Origin of the sequence: Akkermansia muciniphila ATCC BAA-835, from assembly GCF_000020225.1 — a bacterium.
GTDB lineage: Bacteria > Verrucomicrobiota > Verrucomicrobiia > Verrucomicrobiales > Akkermansiaceae > Akkermansia > Akkermansia muciniphila.
The window spans coordinates 1,157,874-1,184,117 of record NC_010655.1; the positions used below are offsets into that span (position 1 = coordinate 1,157,874).

Annotated in this window: 20 protein-coding genes; 9 read left to right on the forward strand and 11 right to left on the reverse strand. The window is 54.9% G+C overall.

What is annotated here, in order from left to right; translation table 11 throughout:
• Positions 1-2,298 (forward strand): sodium:solute symporter family transporter, encoded by a 2,298-nt coding sequence (locus AMUC_RS11955; protein WP_012420017.1) that lies wholly within the window; start codon positions 1-3, stop codon positions 2,296-2,298.
• A gap of 212 nt (positions 2,299-2,510) precedes the next feature.
• On the opposite strand, the gene AMUC_RS05220 is transcribed toward AMUC_RS11955, so the two are convergent.
• A complete protein-coding gene (locus AMUC_RS05220; RefSeq protein ID WP_012420018.1) occupies positions 2,511-4,517 on the reverse strand; it encodes an ATP-dependent helicase in 2,007 nt (668 codons plus the stop codon).
• Positions 4,518-5,462 (reverse strand): methionyl-tRNA formyltransferase, encoded by a 945-nt coding sequence (gene fmt / locus AMUC_RS05225; RefSeq protein ID WP_012420019.1) that lies wholly within the window; start codon positions 5,460-5,462, stop codon positions 4,518-4,520. It abuts the gene before it with no gap.
• A 210-nt stretch (positions 5,463-5,672) separates the two neighbouring features.
• Between fmt and AMUC_RS05230 the strand changes: the two genes are divergently transcribed.
• From AMUC_RS05230 to dtd, 6 genes are all read left to right on the forward strand, one after another.
• Positions 5,673-6,800 (forward strand): MGDG synthase family glycosyltransferase, encoded by a 1,128-nt coding sequence (locus tag AMUC_RS05230; protein WP_012420020.1) that lies wholly within the window; start codon positions 5,673-5,675, stop codon positions 6,798-6,800.
• A 5-nt stretch (positions 6,801-6,805) separates the two neighbouring features.
• A complete protein-coding gene (locus AMUC_RS05235; protein ID WP_012420021.1) occupies positions 6,806-7,534 on the forward strand; it encodes a type III pantothenate kinase in 729 nt (242 codons plus the stop codon).
• A gap of 131 nt (positions 7,535-7,665) precedes the next feature.
• Complete coding sequence (locus AMUC_RS05240; RefSeq protein WP_012420022.1) at positions 7,666-7,908, forward strand: acyl carrier protein; 243 nt, start codon at positions 7,666-7,668, stop codon at positions 7,906-7,908.
• Between the two features lie 68 nt (positions 7,909-7,976).
• A complete protein-coding gene (locus AMUC_RS05245) occupies positions 7,977-8,546 on the forward strand; it encodes a hypothetical protein (protein WP_012420023.1) in 570 nt (189 codons plus the stop codon).
• Positions 8,503-9,279 carry a LysM peptidoglycan-binding domain-containing protein gene (locus AMUC_RS05250; protein WP_022196920.1) on the forward strand — a complete coding sequence of 259 codons (777 nt, stop codon included), beginning with the start codon at positions 8,503-8,505 and terminating at the stop codon, positions 9,277-9,279. The genes AMUC_RS05245 and AMUC_RS05250 overlap by 44 nt, the downstream gene beginning before the upstream one ends.
• Positions 9,276-9,728: a D-aminoacyl-tRNA deacylase gene (gene dtd / locus AMUC_RS05255; RefSeq protein ID WP_012420025.1), complete on the forward strand. Its 453-nt coding sequence runs from the start codon at positions 9,276-9,278 to the stop codon at positions 9,726-9,728. Before AMUC_RS05250 ends, dtd begins: the two co-directional genes overlap by 4 nt.
• A gap of 168 nt (positions 9,729-9,896) precedes the next feature.
• On the opposite strand, the gene AMUC_RS05260 is transcribed toward dtd, so the two are convergent.
• The 7 genes from AMUC_RS05260 to AMUC_RS05295 all read right to left on the reverse strand — a co-directional run bounded on the left by AMUC_RS05260 (position 9,897) and on the right by AMUC_RS05295 (position 23,262).
• The gene (locus tag AMUC_RS05260) at positions 9,897-10,289 is read right to left on the reverse strand and encodes a hypothetical protein (RefSeq protein WP_042447845.1); all 393 of its coding nucleotides are present in this window, start codon (positions 10,287-10,289) and stop codon (positions 9,897-9,899) included.
• A 1,227-nt stretch (positions 10,290-11,516) separates the two neighbouring features.
• Positions 11,517-11,939 carry a hypothetical protein gene (locus AMUC_RS05270; protein WP_087393485.1) on the reverse strand — a complete coding sequence of 141 codons (423 nt, stop codon included), beginning with the start codon at positions 11,937-11,939 and terminating at the stop codon, positions 11,517-11,519.
• A 30-nt stretch (positions 11,940-11,969) separates the two neighbouring features.
• Positions 11,970-12,824, reverse strand: coding sequence for an RHS repeat domain-containing protein (locus AMUC_RS12355; protein ID WP_012420026.1), 855 nt, complete (start codon positions 12,822-12,824; stop codon positions 11,970-11,972).
• A gap of 601 nt (positions 12,825-13,425) precedes the next feature.
• Positions 13,426-19,215 carry an RHS repeat-associated core domain-containing protein gene (locus AMUC_RS05280; protein WP_012420027.1) on the reverse strand — a complete coding sequence of 1,930 codons (5,790 nt, stop codon included), beginning with the start codon at positions 19,213-19,215 and terminating at the stop codon, positions 13,426-13,428.
• 557 nt (positions 19,216-19,772) lie between these two features.
• Positions 19,773-20,540 (reverse strand): succinate dehydrogenase/fumarate reductase iron-sulfur subunit, encoded by a 768-nt coding sequence (locus tag AMUC_RS05285; RefSeq protein WP_012420028.1) that lies wholly within the window; start codon positions 20,538-20,540, stop codon positions 19,773-19,775.
• Positions 20,541-20,580: 40 nt separating this feature from the next.
• The gene (locus AMUC_RS05290; RefSeq protein WP_012420029.1) at positions 20,581-22,539 is read right to left on the reverse strand and encodes a fumarate reductase/succinate dehydrogenase flavoprotein subunit; all 1,959 of its coding nucleotides are present in this window, start codon (positions 22,537-22,539) and stop codon (positions 20,581-20,583) included.
• 21 nt (positions 22,540-22,560) lie between these two features.
• Positions 22,561-23,262 (reverse strand): succinate dehydrogenase cytochrome b subunit, encoded by a 702-nt coding sequence (locus AMUC_RS05295; RefSeq protein WP_012420030.1) that lies wholly within the window; start codon positions 23,260-23,262, stop codon positions 22,561-22,563.
• A 200-nt stretch (positions 23,263-23,462) separates the two neighbouring features.
• Here AMUC_RS05295 and AMUC_RS05305 point away from each other — a divergent pair, with 200 nt between their 5' ends.
• On the forward strand, positions 23,463-23,735 hold the full coding sequence (locus tag AMUC_RS05305; RefSeq protein ID WP_012420031.1) for a hypothetical protein: 273 nt from the start codon (positions 23,463-23,465) through the stop codon (positions 23,733-23,735).
• 5 nt (positions 23,736-23,740) lie between these two features.
• On the forward strand, positions 23,741-24,553 hold the full coding sequence (locus AMUC_RS05310) for a TatD family hydrolase (protein ID WP_042448872.1): 813 nt from the start codon (positions 23,741-23,743) through the stop codon (positions 24,551-24,553).
• A gap of 33 nt (positions 24,554-24,586) precedes the next feature.
• Here the strand turns inward: AMUC_RS05310 and AMUC_RS12560 are convergent, their stop codons facing one another.
• Positions 24,587-24,820: a DUF1232 domain-containing protein gene (locus tag AMUC_RS12560; RefSeq protein ID WP_012420033.1), complete on the reverse strand. Its 234-nt coding sequence runs from the start codon at positions 24,818-24,820 to the stop codon at positions 24,587-24,589.
• A gap of 431 nt (positions 24,821-25,251) precedes the next feature.
• A complete protein-coding gene (locus tag AMUC_RS05320; protein WP_012420034.1) occupies positions 25,252-25,959 on the reverse strand; it encodes a PEP-CTERM domain protein in 708 nt (235 codons plus the stop codon).
• Positions 25,960-26,244 lie beyond the last annotated feature (285 nt).

The window sequence follows — 26,244 nt, forward strand, 5'->3', positions numbered from 1 at the left end:
ATGATGAAAACACTAGCAACCATATTCGGGGCGCTCGCCCTGATGACGTGGGGCGCAGCTGCCCAGGAGGGTCCCGTACCTGCAACGGCGGCTGATGCGCAGCCCGCCTTGGCCGCTCCGGCCGCGATTCCCGCTGTTGAAGTCCAGCCGGCAGCGGAAATTCAGCCGGCGGCTCCCGCCGCAGAGGCAGTACAGGCTGAACAGACCGCCTCTGCGGAGCCTAAAACGGCCCCTCTTTCCATGGTGGAAGTCATTCTCTTCTGCGTGGTCGTGGTGGGCGTGATCGCCCTGGGCATCTGGAAGAGCCGTGACCCCGAAGAAACGGAAGAGGAAAAGAAGGCCAAGGGCGCTTCAGACTATTTCCTTGCCGGCCGCGGTTTGACCTGGTGGCTGGTGGGTTTCTCCCTGATTGCCGCCAACATTTCCACGGAACAGTTTGTGGGGATGTCCGGCAAATCGGCCAACTGGGTGGGCATGGCCATTGCCGGGTATGAATGGCTGGCCGCTATCACGCTGGTGGTTGTAGCCTTCTGCTTCCTCCCCAAGCTGTTGAAAGGCGGCGTATATACGATTCCCGAATTCCTGGAATACCGGTATAACACGCTGGCCCGTTCCCTGATGGCCATTGCTACGCTGCTGATTCTGGTAGGCGTGCCGACTGCGGGCGTGATTTACGCCGGCGCCAAGGTGATTTCCGTGTTCTTCACGGGATACTCTGCCATGGGCATTGACTTCGGCGACATCACCGTCGGCTGCGTTATCATTGCCTTCTGCGCCACGGTATACGTGTTCGTGGGCGGGTTGAAAGCCTGCGCCTGGACGGACCTGTTCTGGGGCGCCGCCCTGATTGTGGGCGGCGGCGTGGTGGCCTATTTTGCCCTGACGGAGCTCAGCGGCGCAGACCCGAACCATTTGATTCAATCCGCCGCCGCCAATTCCGGCGCGACGGTCGCCTCCCTGGGGAATCCTTCGGACAGCCTCTGGCATGGGGTGACGCGCTTTTTTGAGCTGAACTCCGGTGACGCGGCCAGCGGCGTAAATACCGTGGGCGGCAAGCTGCACATGATCCGTCCTGCGGATGATGCGGAAATCCCGTGGACGGCTCTTTGCCTGGGCCTGTGGATTCCCAACTTCTTTTACTGGGGCCTCAACCAGTACATCATGCAGCGTACGCTGGCTTCCAAATCCCTGGCGGAAGGTCAGATGGGCATTGTGTTCGCCGCATTCCTCAAGCTCATCATCCCATTCGTGGTGGTGGTCCCCGGCATCCTGGCCTATAACCTGTACCGCAATGACCTGAAGGAACAGGCGGAAGTAAAATACGCGGCGGAAATCCGTAAGACGGAAGATCCCGCCGCAGTCAAGGGCCGCCCCGTCATCTACAAGCTTACGGACAGCTTCCTGGTGGAAAACGTGGAGGAAGGCTGTGCCCATGCCATTCATAACGCGGAAGTAATGAAGGTGGGCGAAGATGTTATGGCCAATTTGAAACAGGCCTGCGCCGATTTGAAGGCGGATGCCGCCAACGACCAGACTACGCTGGCGGAACGCGCCCCGTTCGTGGAAAAAATCGCTTCCCTTAACAACAAAATCATCAAGCCGGCCGTGGACAACTCGGATAACTACTATCTGACGGATACGCTGGTAGGCTTTGACTATGACTCCGCCTTCGGCACGTTGATCAGGAAGTTGCTTCCCGGCACGGGCTGGACATGGTTTGTGCTTGCGGCCCTCTTTGGAGCGGTGGTGTCTTCCCTGGCATCCATGTTGAATTCCGCGTCCACCATCTTTACGATGGATATTTACAACAAGCTGCGCAAAAATGCGGGGCCCACGGAGCTGGTTACCGTCGGCAAGATTGGTTTGCTGGTGTGCGCCGTGATCGCCCTGACCATTGCTCCGTTCCTGGACAGCCCGGCCTTTGGCGGCATCTTCAACTTCATTCAGGAATTCCAGGGCTTCCTGAGCCCGGGCGCCCTGTGCGTGTTCCTCTTCGGCTTCTTTGTGCCCAAGTGCCCGCGCATCTTCGGTTGGCTGGGTATCGTCATTAATGCCCTCCTGTACGGAATCCTGAAGGTATGGCAGCCGGAAATGGCCTTCCTGAACCGCATGGCCGTGTGTTTCATCACGGTAGTGGTCATCGGCTTCATCTTCACGGCGGTGAACGCCGCCCGCGGCGGACAGCCTATCGTGCTGCCCGACAGGGGCGTGGTTGCCCTTCAGTCCTCTTCACGGGCTAAAATCTTCGGATGGCTCGTGGTTGCCGCGACGGTTGCCCTGTACATCATCTTCTGGTAATTCAGGGAAGACCTCCAGTCCCGTATTTTCAATCCTCCCGGTTCAGGCCGGGAGGATTTTTCACGTCCGGAACAGACCATGCAGCTGGCGCGGCTGAATATTTTGGAGGCGGAAAGCCGGCAGACTGGCGTTTCCGGACGGAAACGGCGCCTTGTTCTCTGATAAAATAAGGCCATGGTTGAAAAGAGGCCGGCAAAACGCCATACCGCCTCTTATTCCTCTTCCAGAAGCATGCTGCGCAGGGAATCGAAAAAGTTTCCGGATTCCTCTTCCGTCGCTTCCGCGTTCATGAGATCCTCCCATTTGTAATATTCCATTAGGTGGGGAGGAATTTCACTAAGGAAGGAGGAGCGCTGGCAAGGCATGCGGTCCCCGTAGCGCAGGCGCGTGGCGCAATAAGTAAGCATGAGTTTCTCCTGGGCGCGCGTGATGCCTACGTAAAGCAGGCGGCGTTCTTCGTCGCAATTGCCGTCTTCCAGGGAACGCTTGTGGGGAAGAATGCCTTCCTCCAGCCCCACGAGGTACACTACCGGAAATTCCAGTCCCTTGGCGGCGTGCATGGTAATCAGGCATACGCCTGGCTTGTTTTCCACGTCGTCATCATTATCCTCCTTGTCCAGGGTGACTTGGGCCAGGTAGTCCCGGAGGGTTTTTCCGGGTTGCCAGAAGTTGCGGAGGGAGGCTTTCACGTCCCCGATGGACACCAGCCGTTTCTGGATTTCAGCTTCCGTTTTGCACAGGCGCGTGACGTATTCGCTGAATCCGGTTTCCTCAATAAGCTGCTCCAGGATGTCTCCGAAGTCGGTTTCCTTATCCTGGAAAAGGTCAATGTATTTTGCAATCAGTTCATTGAATGCCTGCACGCTGTTGCGGGCGCGGGTGGAAAGGGCCGCCAGGAATTCTTCGTCCTGGAGGGCTGCCCAGACGCTGTTGCCGTGCTCCCGGCTCCAGTCGATGACCAGATGGCTGGTCAGCTCGCTGATGCCGCGCGGCGGCGTGTTGAGGATGCGCAGCAGGTATTCGTCAGCCTGCGGGTTTTCGATAGTCGCCAGATAGGAAATGAGGTCTTTCACCTCCTTGCGGTCGAAAAAACTTTGCGCGCCCACCATGCGGTAGGGAATTTTGTGTTCCCGGAGCGTTTGTTCAATGATGCGGCTCTGGGTATTGGCCCGGAACAGAATGGCGAAATCCTCCCAGGGCCGGCCTTCCTGCCTGCGGACGTTTTCAATGTCCGTAATGATGAATTCCGCCTCTTCCGCGTCTCCGGGCATGGAAATGAGCCGGACGGCTTCTCCTCCGCCTTTGTGGGCGCGCAGCGTCTTGTCCCTCCGGCCCAGATTGTGGCGGATCAGGGCATTGGCCGTGTCCAGAATGGGGGCGGTGCAGCGGTAATTTTCTTCCAGTTTGATGACGGAGGGATTTGGGAAAAAACGTTCGAATTCCAGGATATTGCTGATCTGGGCGCCTCGCCAGCCGTAGATGGACTGGTCGTCGTCTCCCACTACGCAGACATTGTGTTCCGGACCTACCAGATGGCCCAGCAGGCTCATTTGGAGGCTGTTGGTATCCTGGAATTCATCTACGGTGATATAGCGGAAGCGCTGTTGCCACGCCTCCCTGACGTCCCGGTGCTCCTTCAGCAATTTGTCCGCCAGAATCAGCAGGTCGTCAAAGTCCACGGAATTCTGCGCCTGAAGTTCCCGCTGGTAGGAGGCGGCGATGTTGGCTGTCAGGTTGTCTTCAATGGAGTCAAGGCCCAGACCGCTGTTTTTCATCCGGCTCATGGAAGAAAGCACATCTTTGGGCGTGATTTTCTCCGTAATGCCGCCGTGGCGCACAATCAGTCGCCGGATCAGGCCGCTTTGCTCGGAACCGCTGTAAATGGTGAAATTGGTTTTGTACCCCAGGCGTCCTATATCCTCTCTCAGGATACGAACGCAAAGGGAATGGAAAGTGCTCACCATTATTTGGCGCGCCGCCTTGCGTTCCACCATCTGGCCTACGCGTTCCCGCATTTCCAGAGCGGCCTTGTTGGTGAACGTCACGGCCAGGATGCTTTTGGGGCTGATGCCACGGTCCACCATATGGGCGATGCGGCAGGTGACGGTGCGCGTTTTACCCGTTCCGGCCCCGGCCAGGATCAGCACGGGCCCCTGCAGGGTCTGCACGGCCTTCCTCTGGGCCGCGTTCAGGCTCTCCATGGAAAAGGACTTGGCCATTTATACGTCAAAATGGATATCTTTCAAATTCGGGTGGCCGGCAATGAGCTGGGAGATATTCATGCGCGTGCTGCCTTCAAGCTGGACGTCTGTCACCAGCAATCCTCCGCTTCCGCAGGCGATCAAAAGCCCCTGTTCCCCGGCGGAGAGCACCTGGCCCGGTTTCCCCTCCGCTTCCGGGAGGATGGAAAAGCCGGGGAAAATTTTCATGTTGCGGATGCGTTTTTTGCGGTTCCAGTAGTTGGTGAAGGTACCGGGCCACGGGTCGTACGCCCGGATCATGCGGCCGATTTCTTCTGCGGGGCGCGTCCAGTCGATTTTTCCGTCCGCCCGCAGGAGCTTGGGGGCGTATGTTGCCAGGATTTCCTGCTGGCGGATGCGCGTGGCCGTCCCTTTTTCAATGGAATGGATGACGGGCAGCAGGACATCCGGTGTCATCCTGGCCAGCTTGTCATGCAGGGTGCCTCCGGTTTCCGAGCCTTCCAGGGGGGTGCTGATCTGGGCGATGATGTCTCCGGCATCCAGCTTCCTGACAATGTGCATGATGGTGATGCCCGTTTCTGCATCGCCGGATTTGATGGCGGACTGGATGCAGGCCGCTCCGCGGTGGCGCGGCAGGAGGGAGGCATGGGCGTTGATGCAGCCCATGGGCGCCATATCAATCACTTCCTGGCTCAGGATCTGCCCGTACGCCATGACGACGATCAGATCCGGATTCAGTCTCCTGAGGTTGCTCAGCGCATCCGGGCTGCGCAGGGAATGCGGCTGGAGCACGGGAATGCCCGCTTCCCTGGCAATATTTTTGATGGCCGGGGCTGTAAGCACCTGATGCCTGCCGACAGGGCGGTCGGGCTGCGTGACCAGGCCTGCCAGGTCCGAGTGACGGATCAGGCTGCGGAAGGCGGGAATGGCAATGTCGCCTGTGCCCATGAAGACGATGCGCATGGCTGGAAGCTTGCCCTGACGGCCTGCGCAGGTCAATGTTAAATCCGGTTTTGAGAAGGGAATAATAGGGAAGAAAGGCCGTTTTTTCCCGTTCCTTTCCGTTCGGAGGGAATACCGGAGGATAATGTTTTTTCCGGCCGCTTCCCCTCATGTCCTCCCTCCTGCAAGAAGTTCTTTTCGACGGAGCGGAATATTGGTATACCCTGTTCTATGCAGAAAGGACGGCTGCCGCGCATTCTGATTGTGACCGCAGGATACGGGGAAGGGCACAATTCCGCAGCCAGGGGCGTGAGGGATGCTCTCGCAGGGCGCGCGGAAGTCCGCGTTACGGACCTGTGCGCGGAGGCGATGCCCCGGATGTTCCGCCTGACGCGCGCCGCCTACCTGTGGACGATCTCCCGCATGCCCCGTCTCTGGAAATGGATGTACGAGGTGAGCGACAGGCGCAATATGGCGGAGAAGCCCGTCAGGGGAATTGCCCCCGTGGAGCGCCTGCTGGAACGTTTGCTGCGGGAATGGAAGCCGGATGCCGTGGTCTGCACCTACATGGTATATCCCTACATGCTGGATTCCCTGGCCTCCCGCACGGGCAGGGCGGTTCCTTACCTGACCGTCGTGACGGATTCCTTCGTCATCAATAAATCATGGCTGTGTTCCAAGTCCCCCCTCTGGGCCGTAACGGACCCCTGGACGAGGGCAATTATGGAGGAAAAGGGGCTGCCGCAGGACAGGCTGCGCGTTACGGGATTTCCCGTCAATCCCGTGCTGGGAGCGCTGGCGGAGGAACATCCCCTTTCCTGGAAAGAAGGGGAGCCGTTCCGGGTGCTTTACTTTGCCCAGCGTTCCGCACGGCATGCGCGGGCGGAGCTGGCGGGTATGCTGGATGCGAATCCCGCCCTGCATGTAACCTGTATTCTGGGGCGCCGGTTCCGGCGCATTTATCCCCGCATCCGGGATTTGCGCGCCAGATACGGACGCAGGCTGACGGTGCGCGGCTGGACGCGCCGCGTGCCTTCTTATCTTGCCGCCAGTCACGTAGTGGTCGGGAAAGCGGGAGGAGCCACCGTACACGAGGTGCTTGCGGCCGCACGTCCCATGCTGGTGAACTTTCTTCTTCCGGGCCAGGAGGAGGGCAATACCCGCCTCCTGGAAAAACTGGGAGGCGGCAGCCATGTGCCGGACGCCCGTGCCCTGGCTTCCGCTCTTCAGGAAATGATGGCGGACGGTGGCGCACAGTGGAGGCGCATGCATGAAAACCTGCTGCGGGCCGGGATGACCGGAGGAAGCGGCAGAATAGCGGATTTGGCCTTGAAACTGGCGGAGGAACATACTAACTGATTCCCGTGACCTATCTTCTGATTGACAATTCCAACACACGCACCAAATTCGTGCTCTCTTCGCCGGAAGCCCTGTTGCCGGAACGGTATATGGTTCCCACCCGGGAGGTGAGCGGGGAACGGCTGGACGAGGTGCTGGCCGGCGTTCGTTATGATGCCGCCGTGGTGTGTTCCGTCGTGCCGCGCGTGGCGGAAGAACTGAAAAACTGGATCGTCAAACCGTGCCATTTCCTTTCCTGCGATTCCCGGCTGGGCGTGGGCATCGACTATCCCCACCCGCGCCAGATAGGGGCCGACAGGCTGGCGAATGCCGTAGGAGCCGCGGCCTATTACGGGTATCCTTGCGTTGTGGTGGACTTTGGCACCGCCGTGACTTTTGACGTGATCGGGCCCCAATGCACCTACATGGGCGGCGTTATTGCGCCGGGGCTTGCCAGCATGGGGGATTACCTGGAGCGCAATACGGCGCTTCTTCCCGCCATTGACCCCCAGGAGCCGTCCCGTGTCATTGGAACTAGCACAGTAGAGGCCATGCAATCCGGCGCCGTGTACGGTTATCGGGGGCTGGTGAAGGAAATTCTGGCCCGGCTGGAAGGTGAGCTGGGCGTGCGTCCGGCCGTGGTTGCTACGGGAGGGGATGCAGCTCTGATCGCCAGGGGAGTGGAGCGCATTGACCATGTGGACCCTGACATTACGTTGAACGGCTTGCGCATAGCCGCCGGACTGAATCTTTAAAGAACGGCCAAAATCGGCTGGAAACCTGCTGCTTCCGGCTCCGTGGCCGGATGACGCATAAAAACTCATAAATAGGTGTTGCAAATGGCGCATACCCCATGTAGTATCAATGAACCTTAACAATAAATATCATGTCTGACAACAGCATCGAAGAAAAAGTAAGAAGTATCATCGTCGACCAACTTGGCGTTGAATCCGATAAAGTGACTGCTGATGCGAAATTCATCGAGGATCTCGGTGCTGATTCGCTGGATACCGTTGAACTCGTGATGGCTTTCGAAGAAAACTTTGACATCGAAGTGCCCGACGAAGAAGCCGAAAAGCTTCAGTCTGTTGCCGACGTCGTTGCTTACATCGAAAAGGTTCAGGGTTAAGTTAAACTGCTAAAAATCCTTTATTACAAAAGCGGCTTCCCTGTCCAAGGCAAGGAAGCCGCTTTTTCATGGAAAGCCTTTCCGCCTTTTCTTCCATGAGCGACCTGCCTTCCTTTTCCCGTGACGATATCCGCTATGCGGCGGAGATGACACGGGTGGTGTATGAACCGGACCGCCGCATTGATACTTTTGGCGATACCAGGTTTAATTTTCTTCTCCTCAGCGAACTGATGGATGAGGTGAACGTGGTGCGCGTGCGCAGCGGCTGGGTGGAAGCGGAGAAACCGAAAATCATACGGCCTTCCATTTACAATGAAATCAGTACGGAGGGGTTTTCCGGAGAAGCCAAGCGCTTTTTTGACTGGCTCTCCAAAAACGGGCCAGGCTTTTTGACGTTGCTGGAATACGGGTTCAGGTTCAAACGGTCGGAGGTGAGCGAGGAAATTCTGCATGAACCGCTTGATTCCGTGCGCGGCCGGCTGCTGGACCAGGTGCGCAATGGAGAAGATACATTTATGGCTCTCATTGAGGGAGTGGATGACGCATGGGAGGTCTCCCTCTTGAAATTCACGGTGGAAATGATACAAAAATCCCATGAAATCAATATCTTTGACTTCAAGCGCAAAGGTCTTCTTTAGCCTTTTGGCGGCGGCTTTCTGTGTCCAGGGAGTTTTGGCGGACGGAGAAAATTATTCCCTCTGGCCGCGCCGTCCGGAGGCCCTTGCTGAAGCCCGCCGCCTGATGGACTGCGGCAGTCTGCCAAAAGCTCTGGAACTGCTGCAGCCTCTGGCGGAACAGGGAGGCGTGGTGGGGAAAGAGGCGAAGGAACTCATCGGAAGGCTGCGCATCCGCCAGTTGCTGGATCCCAACGGACCGGACGTGAAAAAATATACCGTACGGAAGGGAGATTCCTGGATACGCATGGTCAGAAAACTGGGTTGCTCTCAGGCCATGGTGGTTCACCTGAACGGTTTGATGGATATTCCCGCTCTTCATGCGGGAGATGTATTCAAGTACCGGCCTCTGGATTTCCATGTAGTGGTGAACGTGCCGGAAAAGGAAATCTGCCTTTACGACGGGACGGATTTTGTCAAGGGATACCCCATCCTCTCCATGAAGGACGGGGGGAAAAAGAATGTGGAAACGACCGTAAAGGATGAGCAGGCCCCCGTGTCCATCTACAGCAGGCAGTTTCCTTCTGCGGATAAGACGCTGGTGCTGGCGGCGGGAGGCTATGTCATTGACGCTGCCCGCGGTACGCCCCGCTCGCCTGGGTTTTATCTGAGCCGGCAGGACTGCAATGAACTGGCCATGCTGACCAGGCCGGGAACGAAGGTGACTATCCTGAGGGGGAAAGGAGAGGAACCGTGAGGCTGGTTATTCAGCGTGTCAGTAAGGCCGCCGTTCATATCGGCGGTGTTTGTGCGGGGGCCGTGGGGCCCGGTCTGCTGATTCTGGCGGGCATTGAAGAGGCGGATACGGAAGAAGATGTGCGCTGGCTCGCCAACAAGGCGGCGGCCATGCGCATTTTTTCCGACGCGGACGGAAAGATGAATCTTTCCGTAAGGGAAGTGAGTGGAAGCGTGTTGGTGGTGAGCCAGTTTACGCTGCATGCCTCCACCCGGAAAGGGAACAGGCCCTCTTTCATCCGCGCCGCGAGGCCTGAGCGGGCCATTCCCCTGTATGAGCTGTTTAAGAAGGAATTGGCGTCTTTGCTGGAAGGCAGGGTGGAAAGCGGCGAATTCGGCGCGGATATGCAGGTTTCCCTGATTAACGACGGCCCGGTGACTATTTTCATGGATTCCAGGAAAAGGGAATGAGAGAAAGGATCTTATATATTTAACTTTGCCCCGGTTTCCTGCTTTCTCTCTATCTCCATATAAACATAGAAAAATATTGCCGATAGATCTGTTGCTCCTCCTGAAAATCTGTCCTTGAGAAAGGAGGAATATTACGTCTGCACAGATCCGAACCTGGCCCTGAAATAGCTAAGGCCGGAGTTCTACTGGCTGGACGAAATTTTCCGTAGCAGCCGCCTGTCCATAGGGAGAGTAATTGTAAGCCGCCGCGATCGTTCCCTGTGCGTCGAAGACCTCCGACACATTCTTGTTGAAGTCCACGCCGTAGCAGTACAGGGAAGCGCCCTGCACGAGGGCCAGGGGGCGGGTGGCCACCGGTTCCAGAGGATCCCACAGCAGTGTCCGAAGCACGTTCCGGTTGTCCAGCATATCCAATGCCGCTATCTGCAAATACCCCCGGTACAGGTACCGTTCGTGGCTGGCGACCGTGCCGTTTTGGGTCACTTTCTTCATGTAGCGGCGTCCCAGGTAGTCGTAGCCGCATTCAATAATCGTGTTTCCATTCCGGCTGGTGAAGCTCACCGCGCAGTTGGCCGTATTATACAGATCGTCCAGCCACCCTGAAAGGCTTAATTAACGTCTGAGTTGAGAGTAGAATGGGTAATACTGGTGTATACTGATTAAGTTTACTGATCATCTAAATATCTTTCCTTTACATTTATAGCCCTTTGTTTTCTATATACTCTGTTATTTTTTTCTTATTCTCCATATTCGAGTAGCCGTATTCAAAATGCAGAATAAACATCAAAGTGAAAAATATAATATTATTATTTCAGAATCCAATTAGAAGAGAAAAATTTGGAACAAATTAATATATGGCTATGGCAGTTCATGCAAATCCTGTTTTTAAGAGTACCTATATTTTCCCATAGAATAGCTAGCCAGCAGCATAGATTTAAAAATGTACAAATTGCATATGACGTATGTTTTTTAATATAAATTACATATCTAATATTAAATAAATAAGCGAATACATAAAACCTGAAAAAGCCATTCCTAAAAGAAAAAATTGTACTTGTTTTAATCGTCTGAAAGACATATTTCCTCGGATAGCAATTACAAGATAAAGTTCATCTGGATTCCAATGCTCATTTATCTTACAAAGAACGTATACAACTATAGCCACACAGGACATCAATAATAATGTGTACACAGAATTTAGGAATATAGCGATCACAACGCATCCGCCAGACTGGTACAGAGCTAACAGAATGAGTGCACATAAAACAATGAGAAATAAAGATCCTATAATTTCAGCACTGATTTTGTATTTTCTAACTATATTCTGAATTTGTCTCCTTTTATAGAACTTTTCTTCTTGCTTTGTCTTTGATGTTAACAAACACATCAAAAAGAACGAAATGAGAACCCACAGTATAGAAGACATAAATCTACATTTTTAGTTCAAGACAGGCCATGGTCTAAGATGCCCTTGAGGCAGTGATGAGTGTCTGGTTGCCCGAGGCGTTGTATTGAGGCGCAAAGGAGGGGCCCGTTTTCTTCTTCGATGGCGGTGTGCTGGTTGAATTCGTTGGTCACATAGGAGAGTTCTTCGGCCGGTTCCCGTGCCGTCTTGTGGTTGCCGATGTTTGTCGTAACTGTAACCGTAGGGGGCGTCGCCCAGGGTGGTAGCGGTGAGTTCGTTTCTGCCGTTGTAGCTAAAGTTGTTGCTGTGAACAGACTCCGTTCCCTAGTGCGGCCCGGCGTCTAAAAAATCATAGTTTATGAGTAGATCATGCTCTCATGAAGTCAATCTAGAGTTGACATTTGTAGGTACAATTTATTGACATATTTTGCTTGCTCATCAAGTATATTTATTAAATAATGAATTTCTGATCTTTCTGATTTTATCTGATCTTTCATATTTAACGCTTTAGCTGCGTCTCTTTGATCTTCTATCCAAGTATCTATTTTTTCTTTTCTTTGTGGATCGTCTTTCTTGAGGTATAAATTTATAATTTCTAGTTTTTGAAATTTTATAATATCATTTGGAGTGACATCAAATTTAGAAAAAATATATTTTCCTGGTGCAAGGTTTCTTAAAGAACATGCTTGATTTACAAACCATTCTGTATAAATGAGAGCTAAATTTGTATTAATATTTGATTCATTGTTTTCTTTTCTGTTAATGTTTTTCTGCTCAATGTTGGAGCAACTTGGGTATAATAACATGAACACTAAATATAATATTTTATTCATTTTTTAATTTTTGGGAGGTGTTGTGAGAACCCATGATTTCGGGTTTTGAGGATTATCGACTTTATATAATATTATATTGCTTTTCTTTATTACGCTGTGGCATTTCCATTTTCCCCTATTACAGGAACACCATTTATAAGCCTGAACACTTACCCCTAATGCGCTCTGAGATCTGCCTTCTCCTCTCGAAGGTCGGATTTTTCTGTTGAAAGTATCGCCTGTTTGACTATAACATGTTTTGTTATAACAATCAAACCAAGTATAAACTACATAACAACAATTTTCTTTACATATATTATTATGATCACATTCAGATGTGAAATTAGGACTTTTAACCGATGCTTTAACATTAATTCCTTTTGTTCCTGCATCCTGAATGATCGGATGTTCCTGTGATCTTTTGCATTCTTTGCAACATTTTGAACATGGATCCCCTGTTTTTATAAACCCCTTTTTTAACCCCAAAGCATCAAACTTATCTTGAGGGCTGTTCCCGAGGAACGCATATAAATTCCACCCCCCTTCTTCAGCAATGGGATCGCGGTTGATCCATCTGCCGTCTTTTGGGTTGTAAAAGCGGTAATTGTAATAGACCAGGGAGGATTCTTCGTCGTGCATCTCGCCGGACCACTGGACGGGCTGGACGAGGCTGCCCGTACTGGTCACGGCCCCATAGGGGGAGTAATCGTAAGCCGCCGCGATCGTTCCCTGTGCGTCGAAGACCTCTGTGACATTCTTGTTGAAGTCTACGCCGTAGCAGTACAGGGAAGCGCCCTGCACGAGGGCCAGGGGGCGCGTGGCCATCTCTTCCAGAGAATCCCACAGCAGGGTGCCAAGCACGTTACGGTTGTTGATCATATCCTGCGACGCTAGTTACAAGTAGCTACGGTCATTCTATTTAAGGATTTTTAGGGAATCCACATTTTTTATGATTTTTTGTCATCTTTGATACAATTGTTCTGATACTATTATATCATTGGAAAATCTTCCGATTCAATTCTCTTCCTGTATTCTTTATAATACACTAGCTTCTTATAAAATAAGTCTGAAAAGATTTTTTTCATGATTATTTCAATTAGAATCAGATTTATTTTTTATTTTTTTCAAGACATATGTTATTCTGAAACATTCAATGACTATAATGAGATAACCAAGAATTAATACTGTATATGATATTAAAAGTTCATTCGAAAAGTTTTCCCATAATAGATTTATACCATGATACATTGTTGACAAAATTCCAATTATTCCAGAGATCAGAAATAAATAAATTGTGAGTTTGATAATTGGAAAAGGGAAGTTATTAAATGAAAAATTAAGAGTATTTTTTTTAACCAAACAAGAATTCTTAAAAATAGGATTACAAAAACACATCCATAAACTAATTCAAAATATTCATATACAGTTAAAGGAGACTCAGGGTAAATCATAATACAGGTAACTAATTATATTTCGTTCATTATTTAGACCATATTTTTATATTTTCATTAAAAGATTTGTTAACAAGTTCTTCGTTTTGATCTATGATAAATGGGATTTTTAAAGTAGCGTCAATCTTAATATATTCCGTTGCATCTAAAGTTAAATATATTGGTTTTGCGTTCAAAGTTAATCCAGAACTTATCTTAAAATCGATAGAATAAGATGCTTGTATATAAGATGATAGTGTAATGCCTGCATCAATTCTGTGAGAAAATCCTAATAATTCTTCCCGATAGGATGTTAAAGTTTTGCCATTACAATTGTCAATTTTAAGTATTTTTTCATTACTTAATCCAGCAATCATAGTTTTTAAAGAATATTCAATATCAGGAAGAATAGGCCACCATTTTTGTTTAATTTTAAGCCCTATACCTACACCTATACCAACATCTGTTCGTAATTTTGCTTCAATGCATACACAATTTTTCTTTTTTTCTATTGATATACTTCCCTCAATAATAAGAAGAATGGGTATGTAACCCGCAGGAATAGTCATTGTGTAGCCAAATTCGTTAGTTTCTTTTCCGAGATAATCAATAGAAAATACCACTCCATTATCAACAAACCCGTACAAATTCCACCCTCCCTGTTCAGCGATGGGATCCCTATTGATCCACCTGCCGTCTTTGGGGTTGTAAAAGCGGTAATTATAATAGGCCAGGGTGGGTTCTTCGTCGTGCATCTCGCCGGACCACTGTACGGGTTGGACGAGGTTGCCTGTGCTGCCAACTATCCCATAGGGCGAGTAGTCGTAAGCCGCCGCGATCGTTCCCTGTGCGTCGAAGACCTCCGACACATTCTTGTTGAAGTCCATGCCGTAGCAGTACAGGGAAGCGCCCTGCGCGAGGGCCAGGGGGCGGGTGGCCACCGGTTCCAGAGGATCCCACAACAGCGTGCGAAGCACGTTACGGTTGTCCAGCATATCCAATGCCGCTATTTGTAAATAGCCGCGGTATAGATAGCGTTCGTGGCTGGCGACCGTGCCGTTTTGGGTCACTTTCTTCATGTAGCGGCGTCCCTGGTAATCGTAGCCGCATTCCACGACTGTCGCGCCGTCCCGGCTGGTGAAGCTCACCGCGCGGTTGGCCGCGTTGTACACGGCCGTCCAGATGCCCGTTGACGTCTTGATGAGGGTCTGGTTGCCCGAGGCGTCGTACGTCGGCACAAAAGGAGCTTCCCCGCTTTCTTCAATGCCGGTGTACTGGTTGAGCCCGTTGGCCGCGTAGGCGAGTTCTTCGGCCGGTTCCCGTGCCGTCTTGCGGTTGCCGATGTTGTCGTAGCTGTAGCCGTAGGGGGCGGCGCCCAGGGTAGCGGCGGTGAGTTCGTTTCTGCCGTTGTAGCTGAAGCTGTCGCTGCGGGCGGGTTCCGTTCCACGCTGCTGGGTGCGGGTGACCGGGCGTCCCAGGGCATCGTAGCCCTGGCTGCGGGAGACCAGCACGGTTTCCCCCAGGCGGCAGTTGATTGCCGTGACCAGGTTGCGGCGCTGTTCATAGGCAAGTTCCCGGACGATGCCGTCGGGCATCGCAAGGCTGGAGAGCAGGCTGCTTCCTGCCAGGTAGCCGTAGGCGAAGCTTTGCTCCGTTCCCCCGTGCCTGATTCCGGCGCTGGCCAGCCTTCCGTCGGTTTCATAGCCCTGGCTGGCTTCCTGGAGGACGTCGGTTCCCTGTTTCAGGGTATAGCCGGAGGAGCGTCCGTAAGTGTCGTAGTGTTCCTGGAGCTGGTAAGAGCTCCCTCCGATGGTGATGCTGTCGGTGTCCGGTTCGTTGCAGGGGGTGTACGTGAGGACGCGCGAGCCGGAGGCGTCCGTGACCTGGGTCAGCTGGTTGAGGTGGTTGTAGGCGTACTGGATGCCGGGCGTGGAGTCGCTGTAGGAGACGGAGTTGTTGACCCCCTTCTTCAGGTTGTAGCCCCAGGTGGTGACCACCCCCCGCGCGTCCATGAGCGTGGATTTGAAGTTCAGGGCATTGTAGGCGGTGTCTTCATGGGTGCCGTCCGCCCAGGTTTTGCGGATGAGCAGGCCCGTGGCGTCATCGTAGCTCCACGTAGTGACGTCCCCGTCCGTGCGTCCCGTGGGGTCGGCGGTGATGTCGCCCGCGTCCTCCCGGAACGTGGTGAGGCTTATCATCCTGTCCGCCTCGTCATAGCCGAAGAGCAGGGGCTGGGCCCTCGTTCCCCATTGCGCCGTGTTGCGGCCCCGGAGGTCGTAGCCGTAGCAGGTCGTGTTGCCCAGGGCGTTGGTGACGACGGCAGGCTGGTCAAACCAGGGGCCGTAGGCGGTAGAAGTCGTGTTGCCCGCCGCGTCCGTCACCGAGATCGTGCGCCCGGTAAGGTCGGTGTGCGTCGTGACCGTGTTGCCCCGGCCGTCCGTGCTGGCGTAGATGACGCCGGTTTCCGTGTAGGCGCGGGTATGCGTGGCCGTGACGCCCGCATGGTCCGTTTGCGAGATGATAAAACCGTCGATGACCGTAGCGGCGGCCGTGATGTCGGAGGTGGGGATGCTGCTTTTCTGCGTCCGGACGGCGCCCGGACCGTATTCGCTCCATTGTTCGGAAGCGTTTCCCCTGGGGTCGATGGAAATGACTTTGCTTTCCAGCGTGGACGAGAGGGAGGAAGCCAGCGTTTTCTGCGTTTCGTTATAGGTCGTTCCCCGGCTGTTGTTCCTGGTCGCCGTAACAACGCGGTATACTTCATCCTGGGCCTGTTCCACGCCGTAGCTCCACGTGGTGATGCGCGAGTTGGATGTCGTGGCCGGATCGGCGAGTTTCCAGGTTTCTTTCGTTTTGTTGCCGAAGGCGTCGTATTCCCACAGGGTCGGGGCCATCGTCGTGGCCGCATTGCCCGCGTCCGTCTGCGTTTTGGTGAGCTGCCCCCTGGCGTTGTAGGTGTTCCTCGTGTAAATGACGCCACCGGTGGTGTTGGGGACGCCCGTGCGCAGGGTTTCCCCGGCTCCGTTGACAATGCTGCGCTGCAGCTCGGTTTGCGTTTCCCCGGAGACGGCTTTCGTGAAGGTCCGCACACCGTCGCTGACCAGGTCGATGGCGTAGATGACGTGCCGCTGCCCCGTGCCGGATTCTTCCATCACCGTTCCGTCCGGCGCGCTGCGCGTGATGAATGTAGCCCCGGAAGGGACGGTTTGCGTGACCGTCAAGCCGTCCTGGCTGTAGGCGTAGGTAGTGACCCGGCCCAGGACGTCCGTGGTGGAGGTTGTTCTGCCAAGAAGGTCGTAGGTGGCGCTTTCCCGCGTGGTCATCGCCCCCGTGTCTTGACGCGTGGAGAGTACGCGCCCTGCCGCATCCCGGACGTAGGTGGTGATGGTTTCCGGCGTGATGACGGTTTCCCCGTCCATCACGGCGGAACGCGTGACTTCCACCAGTTGGCGCGCCGTGTCGTAGGCGTAGTCCGTCCTGATGCCGTTTTCATCGATTTCCCACAGCAGGCCTCCGTCGCACATCAGTTCGCGTTCCGTGAGCCGGCCGTTGCCCGCCGTCCGCTTCACCCACCGGTTCTGCGTGTCAAATTCGTAGACGGCGCTGCCCGTGAGCGCCCATTGCCCGGTGGAAAGCAGGAGGTAGTTTTCTTCCCTGACGCGCTGCCCTTCCGCCGTGATCCAGGTGACGGCGCGCGTGCTTTGTCCCGGCACGGCTTCTCCGTTGATGCGCGTTTCCACCGTTTCCGTGTAGAGGGCGCCGTGCTCCGTCGTGGCCGCGTAGTCGTGCCACGTTTGCACGCCGTCGAGGTCCCGGCTGAACCGCGTGCGTCCGCGGGCATGGATGTTGGCGGCTCCGGCCAGCCATTGTTCCTCCGCCGTCAGGCGCGTGCCCGTCACGCCCAGTCCGGTGACCCGCCGTTCCGTTCTTTTGATGTGGTTGGCCGTCGTGTATTTCCAGGTGGTGGATGTCAGCGTTTTGACGTGTCCTTCCAGCGGAAGCAGGTCTGCCGTTTCCGTGGCGGGTTCGTTGCTGAAGTCGGCTTCTCCCGAACAGGCGTAGGTGTAGCGCGTGATGCGCCTGCCGCTTTCCGCCCACGGTTCGTCCCGGCTGAGCAGGCGGCCGTAGAGGTCATAGGCGTAATGAGTCTGGCTGCCGCCCGGGGCCGTTTCCGTTCTGAGCCGTCCGCACTGGTCGTAGGCGTATTGCGTGGTTTGCTCCTCCGGGCTTCCGTAGCCTTCCGCCAGCGTGAGCAGCAGGTCGCCCACGTCCGTGGTCTGGTAGATGGCGCAGGTGCGCGCCGCCACGATTCCGTTTTTGGAGATTTCCGTGACCAGCTGCCAGACCGAGTTTTCCGGTTCCAGCTCCGTGCGCGTGCGGAGGGTCGTGAGGGCGTCTTCCCCCGTGCCCTGCCGCATGTTCCACGCCAGGCCGTCGTTCCACCAGGTGACGGCGTAGGGCTGCCTGGCAGGCGCCTGTTCCGTGATGGTGAACTTTTCCTCAGCATCCAGGGAAAGAATAAATGTTTTCAAGGGAGCGCCCGTAACGGTATAAAATCCCTGTTCGTCCGTTCCGGTGATTTGCCCAGGGGTATAGAGCGCGATGGTGTAGCCCGTGGAGGTGACGTTTTCCACGTTGAGCAGGCCGTCCCACAGGTTCCAGATTTGCCTCAGCGAGCCGTCTCCGGCATGCCTGACGTCCAGATAGGATGACGCGTTGGAGATGACCTGCCTGTCCGTGGTGGTGTAGGAGAGGAGCGTTCCCGTTTCCGCCGAGAAGAGGTATTGGCTGCCGTCTTCCACCACCCAGCGCAGGCAGGATTGTCCTTCCACCGTGGCCAGCGCCGCACGCCCTCCGCCCGACGTGTCCACCCCGATGGGCAGCACGGACCCGTCCGTGTAGCAGCGCATGGCAATCACCCGGTCTCCCTGCACCAGGTTGAACCGCACTCCCGGCGCAATGCCCCCTTCCGGCACGTCCAGACGGCTGTTCAGGGGATGGTTGTAGGCCAGCGAGGAGGGGCTTTCCAGGCCGGAGACGTTTTGTTCAGCCCTCAGTTCCACCCTTCCGGCCGGAAGGCCCCCAAGTCCACGGAACGCTCCGAAGTTGCAGGACCAGTACATCAGCGTGGCCGTGCTTTCCGCCGTCACGCTGCACCCCGCCGAGCTGTAGTTTCCCAGGGCGCCGCTTTCCATGCCCGCCTCAGGGCACGACCGGGCCTGCGGCGGGGAGGGCGGCGTTCCGCCGCTGTTGTCGCACGTGTCTCCCTCGCAGGGACACGGTTCGGGTTCTTTCCTGCCCCCCGGTTCCGTCGGCACCACGTCGATGCTGTAGTTGCAGATGGAGGTGTTGCCGCTTGCCGGATTGTAGTCGATGTTGGTCTGGCTGACTTCCCAGCTGTAGGTGCCGGAGGGGAGCTGCGCCCCGCCAGTCCCCGTGTGGTATTTGTGCCCGCCCTGTTCGCCCGCCGTCTGCGGGTTTTCTTTCAGATCCACCTGCGCCACCACGTTGCCGCCGGAGTCCTTCACCTCCAGGATTCCCCAGTCGTCCACCCCAAGGAAGAGCGAGCAGGTGCCGTAGAGTTTTTTGCCCTCCGCTCCTTCCGGGATGGTGAATGTCCCGTGCGCGCTGTGCCCGTCCGCCGACGTGCTCGGCGGCCCCACTTTCCTTTCCTCATGGATCCGGATCGCTTCAAACGGCAGCGGATCGGGATCCGGCTGGCCGGATAAGCGCACGCGGCGAGTAGAGCCGGATTGGCTGGCACCGGAACCAAAGTACCATTTCCGGTAAGCGGGAACGGCAGAACGATGGGCGGAGGAGGAACGATGAGGCGGATTCATCAGGTATTCAAGAGTTGGGAGTAATGAATGAAGCGAGGGGTGGCCGCCCTTTCCTGATCGTTTTATCAATAGTATGATCCGAAGTCGGTGTCGATAGAATTTTATTTGTATGTTTTTGATTTTTTATAAAAGATGGTCATTATTTTACACGAAAAGATAATATTATAATTCTTACGTTCAGTGCATTCCCTTAATAGACATCAATGTTGTCTGTTTGTTAGAAAATGTTTCCCTCTCATGCTGAGCCCTTGACAGGATGCCATCCCTTCCGGGCATCAGTCTAATTCCTGTAATCAATGTTTCTTTCTCTCGAAGAAAGATGGGGGCCGTCGCTGTCGGAAGGGGGCTTGCTTAGGTTTCGTCCGGCATTTCCAAGTACAGTCTCCTGGATTACTGGGAACCTTCCAGTGTAACATTTATTTTTTACGCTGCGCGACGATGAGGAAGCAACTGTCTGATATTTTATTCCTGGTTCAAGGAAACCTGATAATGAAAAAAACTCCCGACAGCCGATGCCGCCGGGAGTTTTTACAGAGCGTCTTAAGAAGGAATCTTCTTTAGAAACAGAGACCTTCCTTGGCGTTGGCTCGCATGAAGTCGCGGTTGAGGCGGGCGATGTTGTCCACGCTGATGCCTTTCGGGCAAGCAGCTTCACATTCATACTGGTTCGTGCAGTTGCCGAAGCCTTCCGCTTCCATTTGCTTCATCATGGCCAGGACGCGCTTGGAACGTTCCGGCTGGCCCTGCGGCAGCAGATTGAGATGGGCGATCTTGGCGGAGGTGAACAGCATGGCGGAGGCGTTTTTACAGGAGGCCACGCAGGCGCCGCAGCCGATGCAGGCGGCCGCGTCAAAGGCGGCGTCCGCCTTCACTTTTTCCACGGCGATGTTGTTGGCGTTCGGCGCGGAACCGGTACGCACGTCAATATAGCCTCCGGCGGCGATGATGCGGTCCAGGGCGGAGCGGTCCACCATCAGGTCCCGCAGGATTGGGAAAGCCTTCGCGCGGAAGGGTTCAATCCAGACGGTATCGCCGTCCTTGAACTTGCGCATGTGAAGCTGGCAAGTGGTCACCTGGCGTTCCGGCCCGTGGGGAATGCCGTTGATGGTCAGGGAGCACATGCCGCAGATGCCTTCCCGGCAGTCGTGGTCAAAATGGATGGGTTCCTTGCCTTCCTTGACCAGGCCTTCATTGACGATGTCCAGCATTTCCAGGAAGGAGGCGTCCACCGGAATGTCCTTGGCGGCATAGGTCTCAATGCGGCCCTTGGCTTCCCGGTTTTCCTGGCGCCAGACCTTGAGAGTGAGATTGAGTGTTTTAGCCATGTTATAATCTTTCTTTTGAGTGTTAATGTATTGGCTATCTTTACTTGTAGCTGCGGATGGCAAGGTGCACGTTCTCGAAGGTCAGCGGTTCCTTGTGGAGAACAGGCAGGCTGTCCACGCCAGTGTATTCCCAGGCGGCTACATAGGCGTATTCATCGTCGTTGCGCTTGGCTTCGCCGTCCGGCAGCTGGTATTCCACGCGGAAGTGGGCGCCGCAGGATTCCTGGCGGTTCAGGGCGTCATAGCAGAGCAGCTGGGCGAATTCCAGGAAGTCGGCCACGCGGCAGGCTTTTTCCAGTTCCGCGTTGATGCCGTCCGCCGTGCCGGTTACGCGCACGTTTTCCCAGAATTCCTTGCGGAGCTGGGGAATGCGTTCAATGGCGTGGGTCAGGCTTTCTTCCGTGCGGGCCATGCCGCAGTCTTCCCACATGATGAGGCCCAGTTCCCGGTGGAAGGAGTCCACCGTCTTGGTGCCCTTCACATTCAGGAGCTTGTTGATGCGTTCCTTCACTTCGTCTTCCGCAGCCTTGAATTCCGGGGCGGCGGTGGTGACGGCACCGGGCTTGGTGGTCGTCAGGTAAGCGGGCAGCGTGGCGGGAATGACGAAGTAGCCGTCAGACAGGCCCTGCATCAGGGCGGAGGCTCCCAGGCGGTTGGCGCCGTGGTCGGAGAAGTTGGCTTCACCGAGGACGTGCAACCCCTTCACGTTGGACATGAGGTTGTAGTCCACCCACAGGCCGCCCATGGTGTAGTGGGAGGCGGGGTAGATCATCATGGGCGTTTCATGGGGGTCGTCGTCCGTGATTTCTTCGTACATGTCAAACAGATTGCCGTATTGGCCGTCAATCCATTCGCGGCCCATGCGCTTGATTTCATCCGCAAAATCCAGGAAGACGCCCTTGCCGGTGACGGCCACGCCGCGGCCGTCGTCGCAGGCTTCCTTGGCGGCGCGGGAGGAAATGTCGCGCGGAGCCAGGTTGCCGAAGGAGGGATACTTGCGTTCCAGGTAGTAGTCCCGTTCTTCTTCGGGAACATCGGAAGGCTTGATTTCCTTCTTACGGATTTTTTCTGCGGTTTCACGGGACTTGGGCACCCAGATGCGGCCGCTGTTGCGGAGGGATTCCGACATCAGCGTCAGTTTGGACTGGTAGTCGCCTTTGACCGGAATGCAGGTGGGGTGGATTTGCGTGAAGCAGGGGTTGGCGAAGAAGGCACCACGCTTGTAGGCTTTGTAGGCGGCAGTGACGTTGCAACCCATCGCGTTGGTGGACAGGAAGAACACGTTGCCGTAGCCGCCCGTGCAGAGCAGGACGGTATCCCCTGCGTAGGATTTGATTTCGCCGGTAACCAGATTGCGGGTGACGATGCCCTTGGCTTCGCCGTCCACCAGCACCAGATCCATCATTTCATGGCGGGAGAACATTTCAATGTGTCCCTTGGCCACTTCCTTTTCCAGGGCCTGGTAGGCACCCAGCAGGAGCTGCTGGCCCGTCTGTCCGCGTGCGTAGAAGGTTCGCTTGAGCTGGGCGCCGCCGAAGGAGCGGTTGTCCAGCAGGCCGCCGTATTCACGGCCGAAGGGAACGCCCTGGGCCACACACTGGTCAATGATGTTGGAGGAGACTTCCGCCAGACGGTAGACATTGGCTTCACGGGCGCGGAAGTCGCCGCCTTTAACGGTGTCGTAAAACAGGCGGTAAACGGAGTCGCCGTCGTTCTGGTAGTTCTTGGCCGCGTTAATGCCGCCCTGGGCCGCAATGGAGTGGGCGCGGCGGGGGCTGTCCTGGTAGCAGAAGCATTTGACGTTGTAGCCAAGTTCGGCAAGCGTGGCGGCAGCGGAGGCGCCAGCCAGGCCGGAACCTACCACAAGTACCGTGTACTTGCGCTTGTTGTTCGGATTGATCAGTTTGGACTCAAGTTTGTATTTGGACCATTTGTCCTGAATAGGGCCGGAGGGAATTTTGGCATCCGGCATCCAGTCGCTTACGGGAAAATTAATCATGACTTTGAGAGGAGTTGATGGTTATTTGATGATACCCAGAAGAACCGAGACCGGCACGGAGATGAAGCCCAGGCAGATAATCGCGCCGTAGGCGATGGCGATAAAGTTGTAGAAGGGCCGGATTTTGCGGGAATCGACGCCCACAGTCTGGAAGATGGACTGTACCCCGTGGCGCAGATGGCTGAACAGCATCAGAACGGCCAGGATGTAGAAGGCGGAGCACCATACGTTGGAGAATCCGGTCACGATCATCTTGTACACGTCAAAGGTTTCCACCGTACCGTCGGAAATGAAGGTGGTGAACTGGGCGGGGTCGTATCCCACGCGCAGGGTGTACTGGTACAGGTGGTAGATCAGGAACACCAGGACGGTCAAACCGGTATAGATCATGTAGCGGGAGGAGAGCGTTGCCTTAATGGTGTTCTTGAACACGTAGGGTTCGCGGGCCGCATGGTTTTCCAGCTTCAGCTGGATGGTCAGCCAGACGTGGATGATGAAGATCACCGCAAGCCCCGCGCGGATTCCCCAGAGGGCTGCTTCCGGCATGGAGTGCAGGCCGTGGGCGTAGGTGTTGATCCATTCAGGGCCTCCGAAGATGAGAAGGTTGCCTGCCAGGTGTCCCGCAAGGAACAAGACCAAACATAACCCCGTCAGAGCCACAATGATTTTGCGGCCGATGGAGGATGTCACGAATGTACATATGGTTTTTACTAGTGCATTCATAGGCGCTCTAATGAAATAAATGCGTCTTCACAGGATGCCCGGTTCAAGCCCGGATGGCAAGCCTCTTCTTGAATTTCCGGCGCTTTTCGGATTTTTGAAAAACCGGGGAAAGAGGTTGCTGTTTATCAGTTTGGAATGGTTATCATTTTGTTGCCTGTTCCGGCTTGACGAGGCTTTCCGCATAGGCGTATCGTCTGTGCATGAAAAGAAGTAAAAAGGAGGTGCTGGACGCGGATTTCGCAGCGGCGCGCGCCGGCGTTCTGGATGTGGCCGCATTTCTGGACCGGGTGGACCGCGGGGAAGGGGAGGCGGATTTCCGCTACCATGCCCTGATGGATGTTCTTCCCCTCTTGTCCGCATCCGGCCCCGGACGCGTCCGGGCCATTCTGGAAGCCCTTTCCTACAGGGATGACACCGTGCCGGAAACCGCCGCAGCCAAAGCGGCCTGCGGAGCCCCGAACCTCAGCAAATAAGAATGATGGCTTTCATAGAACCTCATATACATATGGTGTGCCGCACCACGGACGAATACCGGGCCATGGCGCAGGCCGGCTGCCTGGCGGTAGGGGAACCGGCGTTCTGGGCCGGTTACGACCGTTCGTCCGCGGACGGTTTCCGGGATTATTTCGTACAGCTTACGGAATGCGAACCCGCCAGGGCGGCCAAGTTCGGCATGGACCATTACACATGGCTGTGCATCAATCCCAAGGAGGCGCAGGACGTGGCTTTCGCGCGGGATGTGATGAAACTGATTCCGGAGTTCATTGACCGGCCCAATGTCCTCGGCATCGGGGAAATAGGGCTGAACCGGAATACTTCCCATGAAATGACTATTTTTGAAGAGCATCTGGATCTGGCGGTGCGCCTCAACCAGCTTGTGCTGATTCACACTCCCCATCTGGAAGACAAGCTTAAGGGGACCGTAATGATTCTTTCCGCCCTGAAAAACCGTCCGGATCTGGACCCTTGCCGCGTGCTGGTGGATCACTGTGAGGAACATACCTTCCCGCTGGTGAAGGAGGCCGGTTACTGGGCCGGGCTGACCCTTTATCCCACCAGTAAGCTGAATCCCAAGCGGGCGGGGGATATTCTGGAATTGTACGGAATGGACCGTGTCTGGGCCAATTCCGCGGCGGACTGGGGGGATTCCGATCCCCTGGCGCTGACGGCCCTGGCCTGCGAGCTGCGCAGGCGCGGTTTTTCCCGGCAGGAAACGGAACGTCTTCTCCTGGAAAATCCGGAGACATTCATGGGACAGTCCCCGAAGTTCCGGAAAGTGTCGTCCCGCTAATTCCGCCCGAGGCGCGGCGGAGGGTACGGCCCTCTAGTCCCCGTCCGGGAAAAAGACGGTGAGGACGGCGCCCAGGATGACCGCCGCGTCATCCAGAAGGCCCAGCCTGCCGATTCCGTCAAACAGGAATTCGTCGGGAGTCAGGATGTAGGCGCCGGCGGCGGCCAGAAGGCATATATTCCGTTTGTTGAAAAAACGCGGTTCTCCTTTTCTGCTTTTGAAATACCGGAACAGGCGCAGTAGCAGCTGCTGTTTTTGAAGGTTCATGGACGGGAACGGGGGATAAAGGTTCAAGCTCGGCCATTTTCCCACTCCTTTTCCCTGTTTCGGGGAAGGAGTCTGTTGCCGACGGACGGAAACCGCAGCGATCCGGACCGTGCGGGGAAATGGATTGCTGAAAGGATGGGCTGTTCCGGATGCTGAGGGAAGCCGGGCTTTGCATGCTCCGGTTCCGGCTGTCCCGGCATGGGAAAAAGGGGCGTGTACGGAAGTGGGGCGGGGCCGGAAGCTCTTGAAATGACCCTCCCGGGGGAGCCTGAATGCCATTTCCCCGTCAAGTGCTGGCCGTGAGGGTACCGCAGCAAATGGAAGCTTCTTCCCCCCTGTTTTTTCCGGCAGATGTTTGAACGGATAAGGAAAAGGCCGGCTCACGATTTTGTGAGCCGGCCTTTGAATATAGGGAGGCGGACGGTACAGGCTTATGCCCTGCGGCGGCGCATCATCAGCGCGGCCAGTCCCAGCAGGCCCAGGGAAGCCGTGGCGGGTTCCGGGATGCTGGCGATTTCACTCATCAGTTGACCAACTTGTTCCTGGGAAAGGAGGGAGTCGTGGATGTAGAGCTGTTCGATGGATTCAGCCAGTCCTGCGTCCATGAGAATCTGATCAATTTGCTGGTTGCCGAATTTCAGGCCGCTGTTGGAATAGTACGTAGCGCTGTCTCCAAAATAGATGCGGGTGCCAAGATCTCCGGTGACTACGGAAATGGTCAGGGAACCTTCCGTGCCCAGCGGGGTGTCAACGACGGGCCCGTTGTATGAGGTGTTGTTCCATAATCCCTGGAGTTTCCGGTCCGTGTTCAGGCCCACGCCCCAGCTTACACTGCTGTTTTTGGCGTTAAACAGAGCGGTATAGGCGTCCGGAGTGTTGATTTTGGTCAGGTCAAGAACCATCGTCACAGACATAACGTCGCGGTTGTTGGCACCGTATCCGTTGAAGGTTATCCCGGATAACGTCAGATTGCTGTCGTCAGACGTGATGGAAACGGAATCTTTCAGGGTGCCGAAATCCGCCGTTTGGGAGGCAAAGTCCGAATATCCCACGATGGAGCTATCCAGCAGAGAGGTAGCCGCGGTAGCGCTTAGGCTCATGCCGGCCGAAAGAATCAGGGTGGATAATAATTTATTCATGGTCAGTATCTTAATAAAATGATGCAAGATTCAATGTATGTACTTGTGCTTGAATAACGAATTTGGAATCCGCAAGCAATTAAAAATATTAAGAGTTAGTATATTGTATTTATAATTCATTGAAAATAATGATTTTTTAATATCTCTGGTCCTTTTGCTAAGATGACGGGTCAGTCTTTGTTATTCATTGGTTTCATGATTGATTTGGCCTCTTTTTCATTACTTGACGGATTCCAAATCCGATTGGGGAATTCCAAATTCGCTACAAGTTGCCATCCAAAAGGA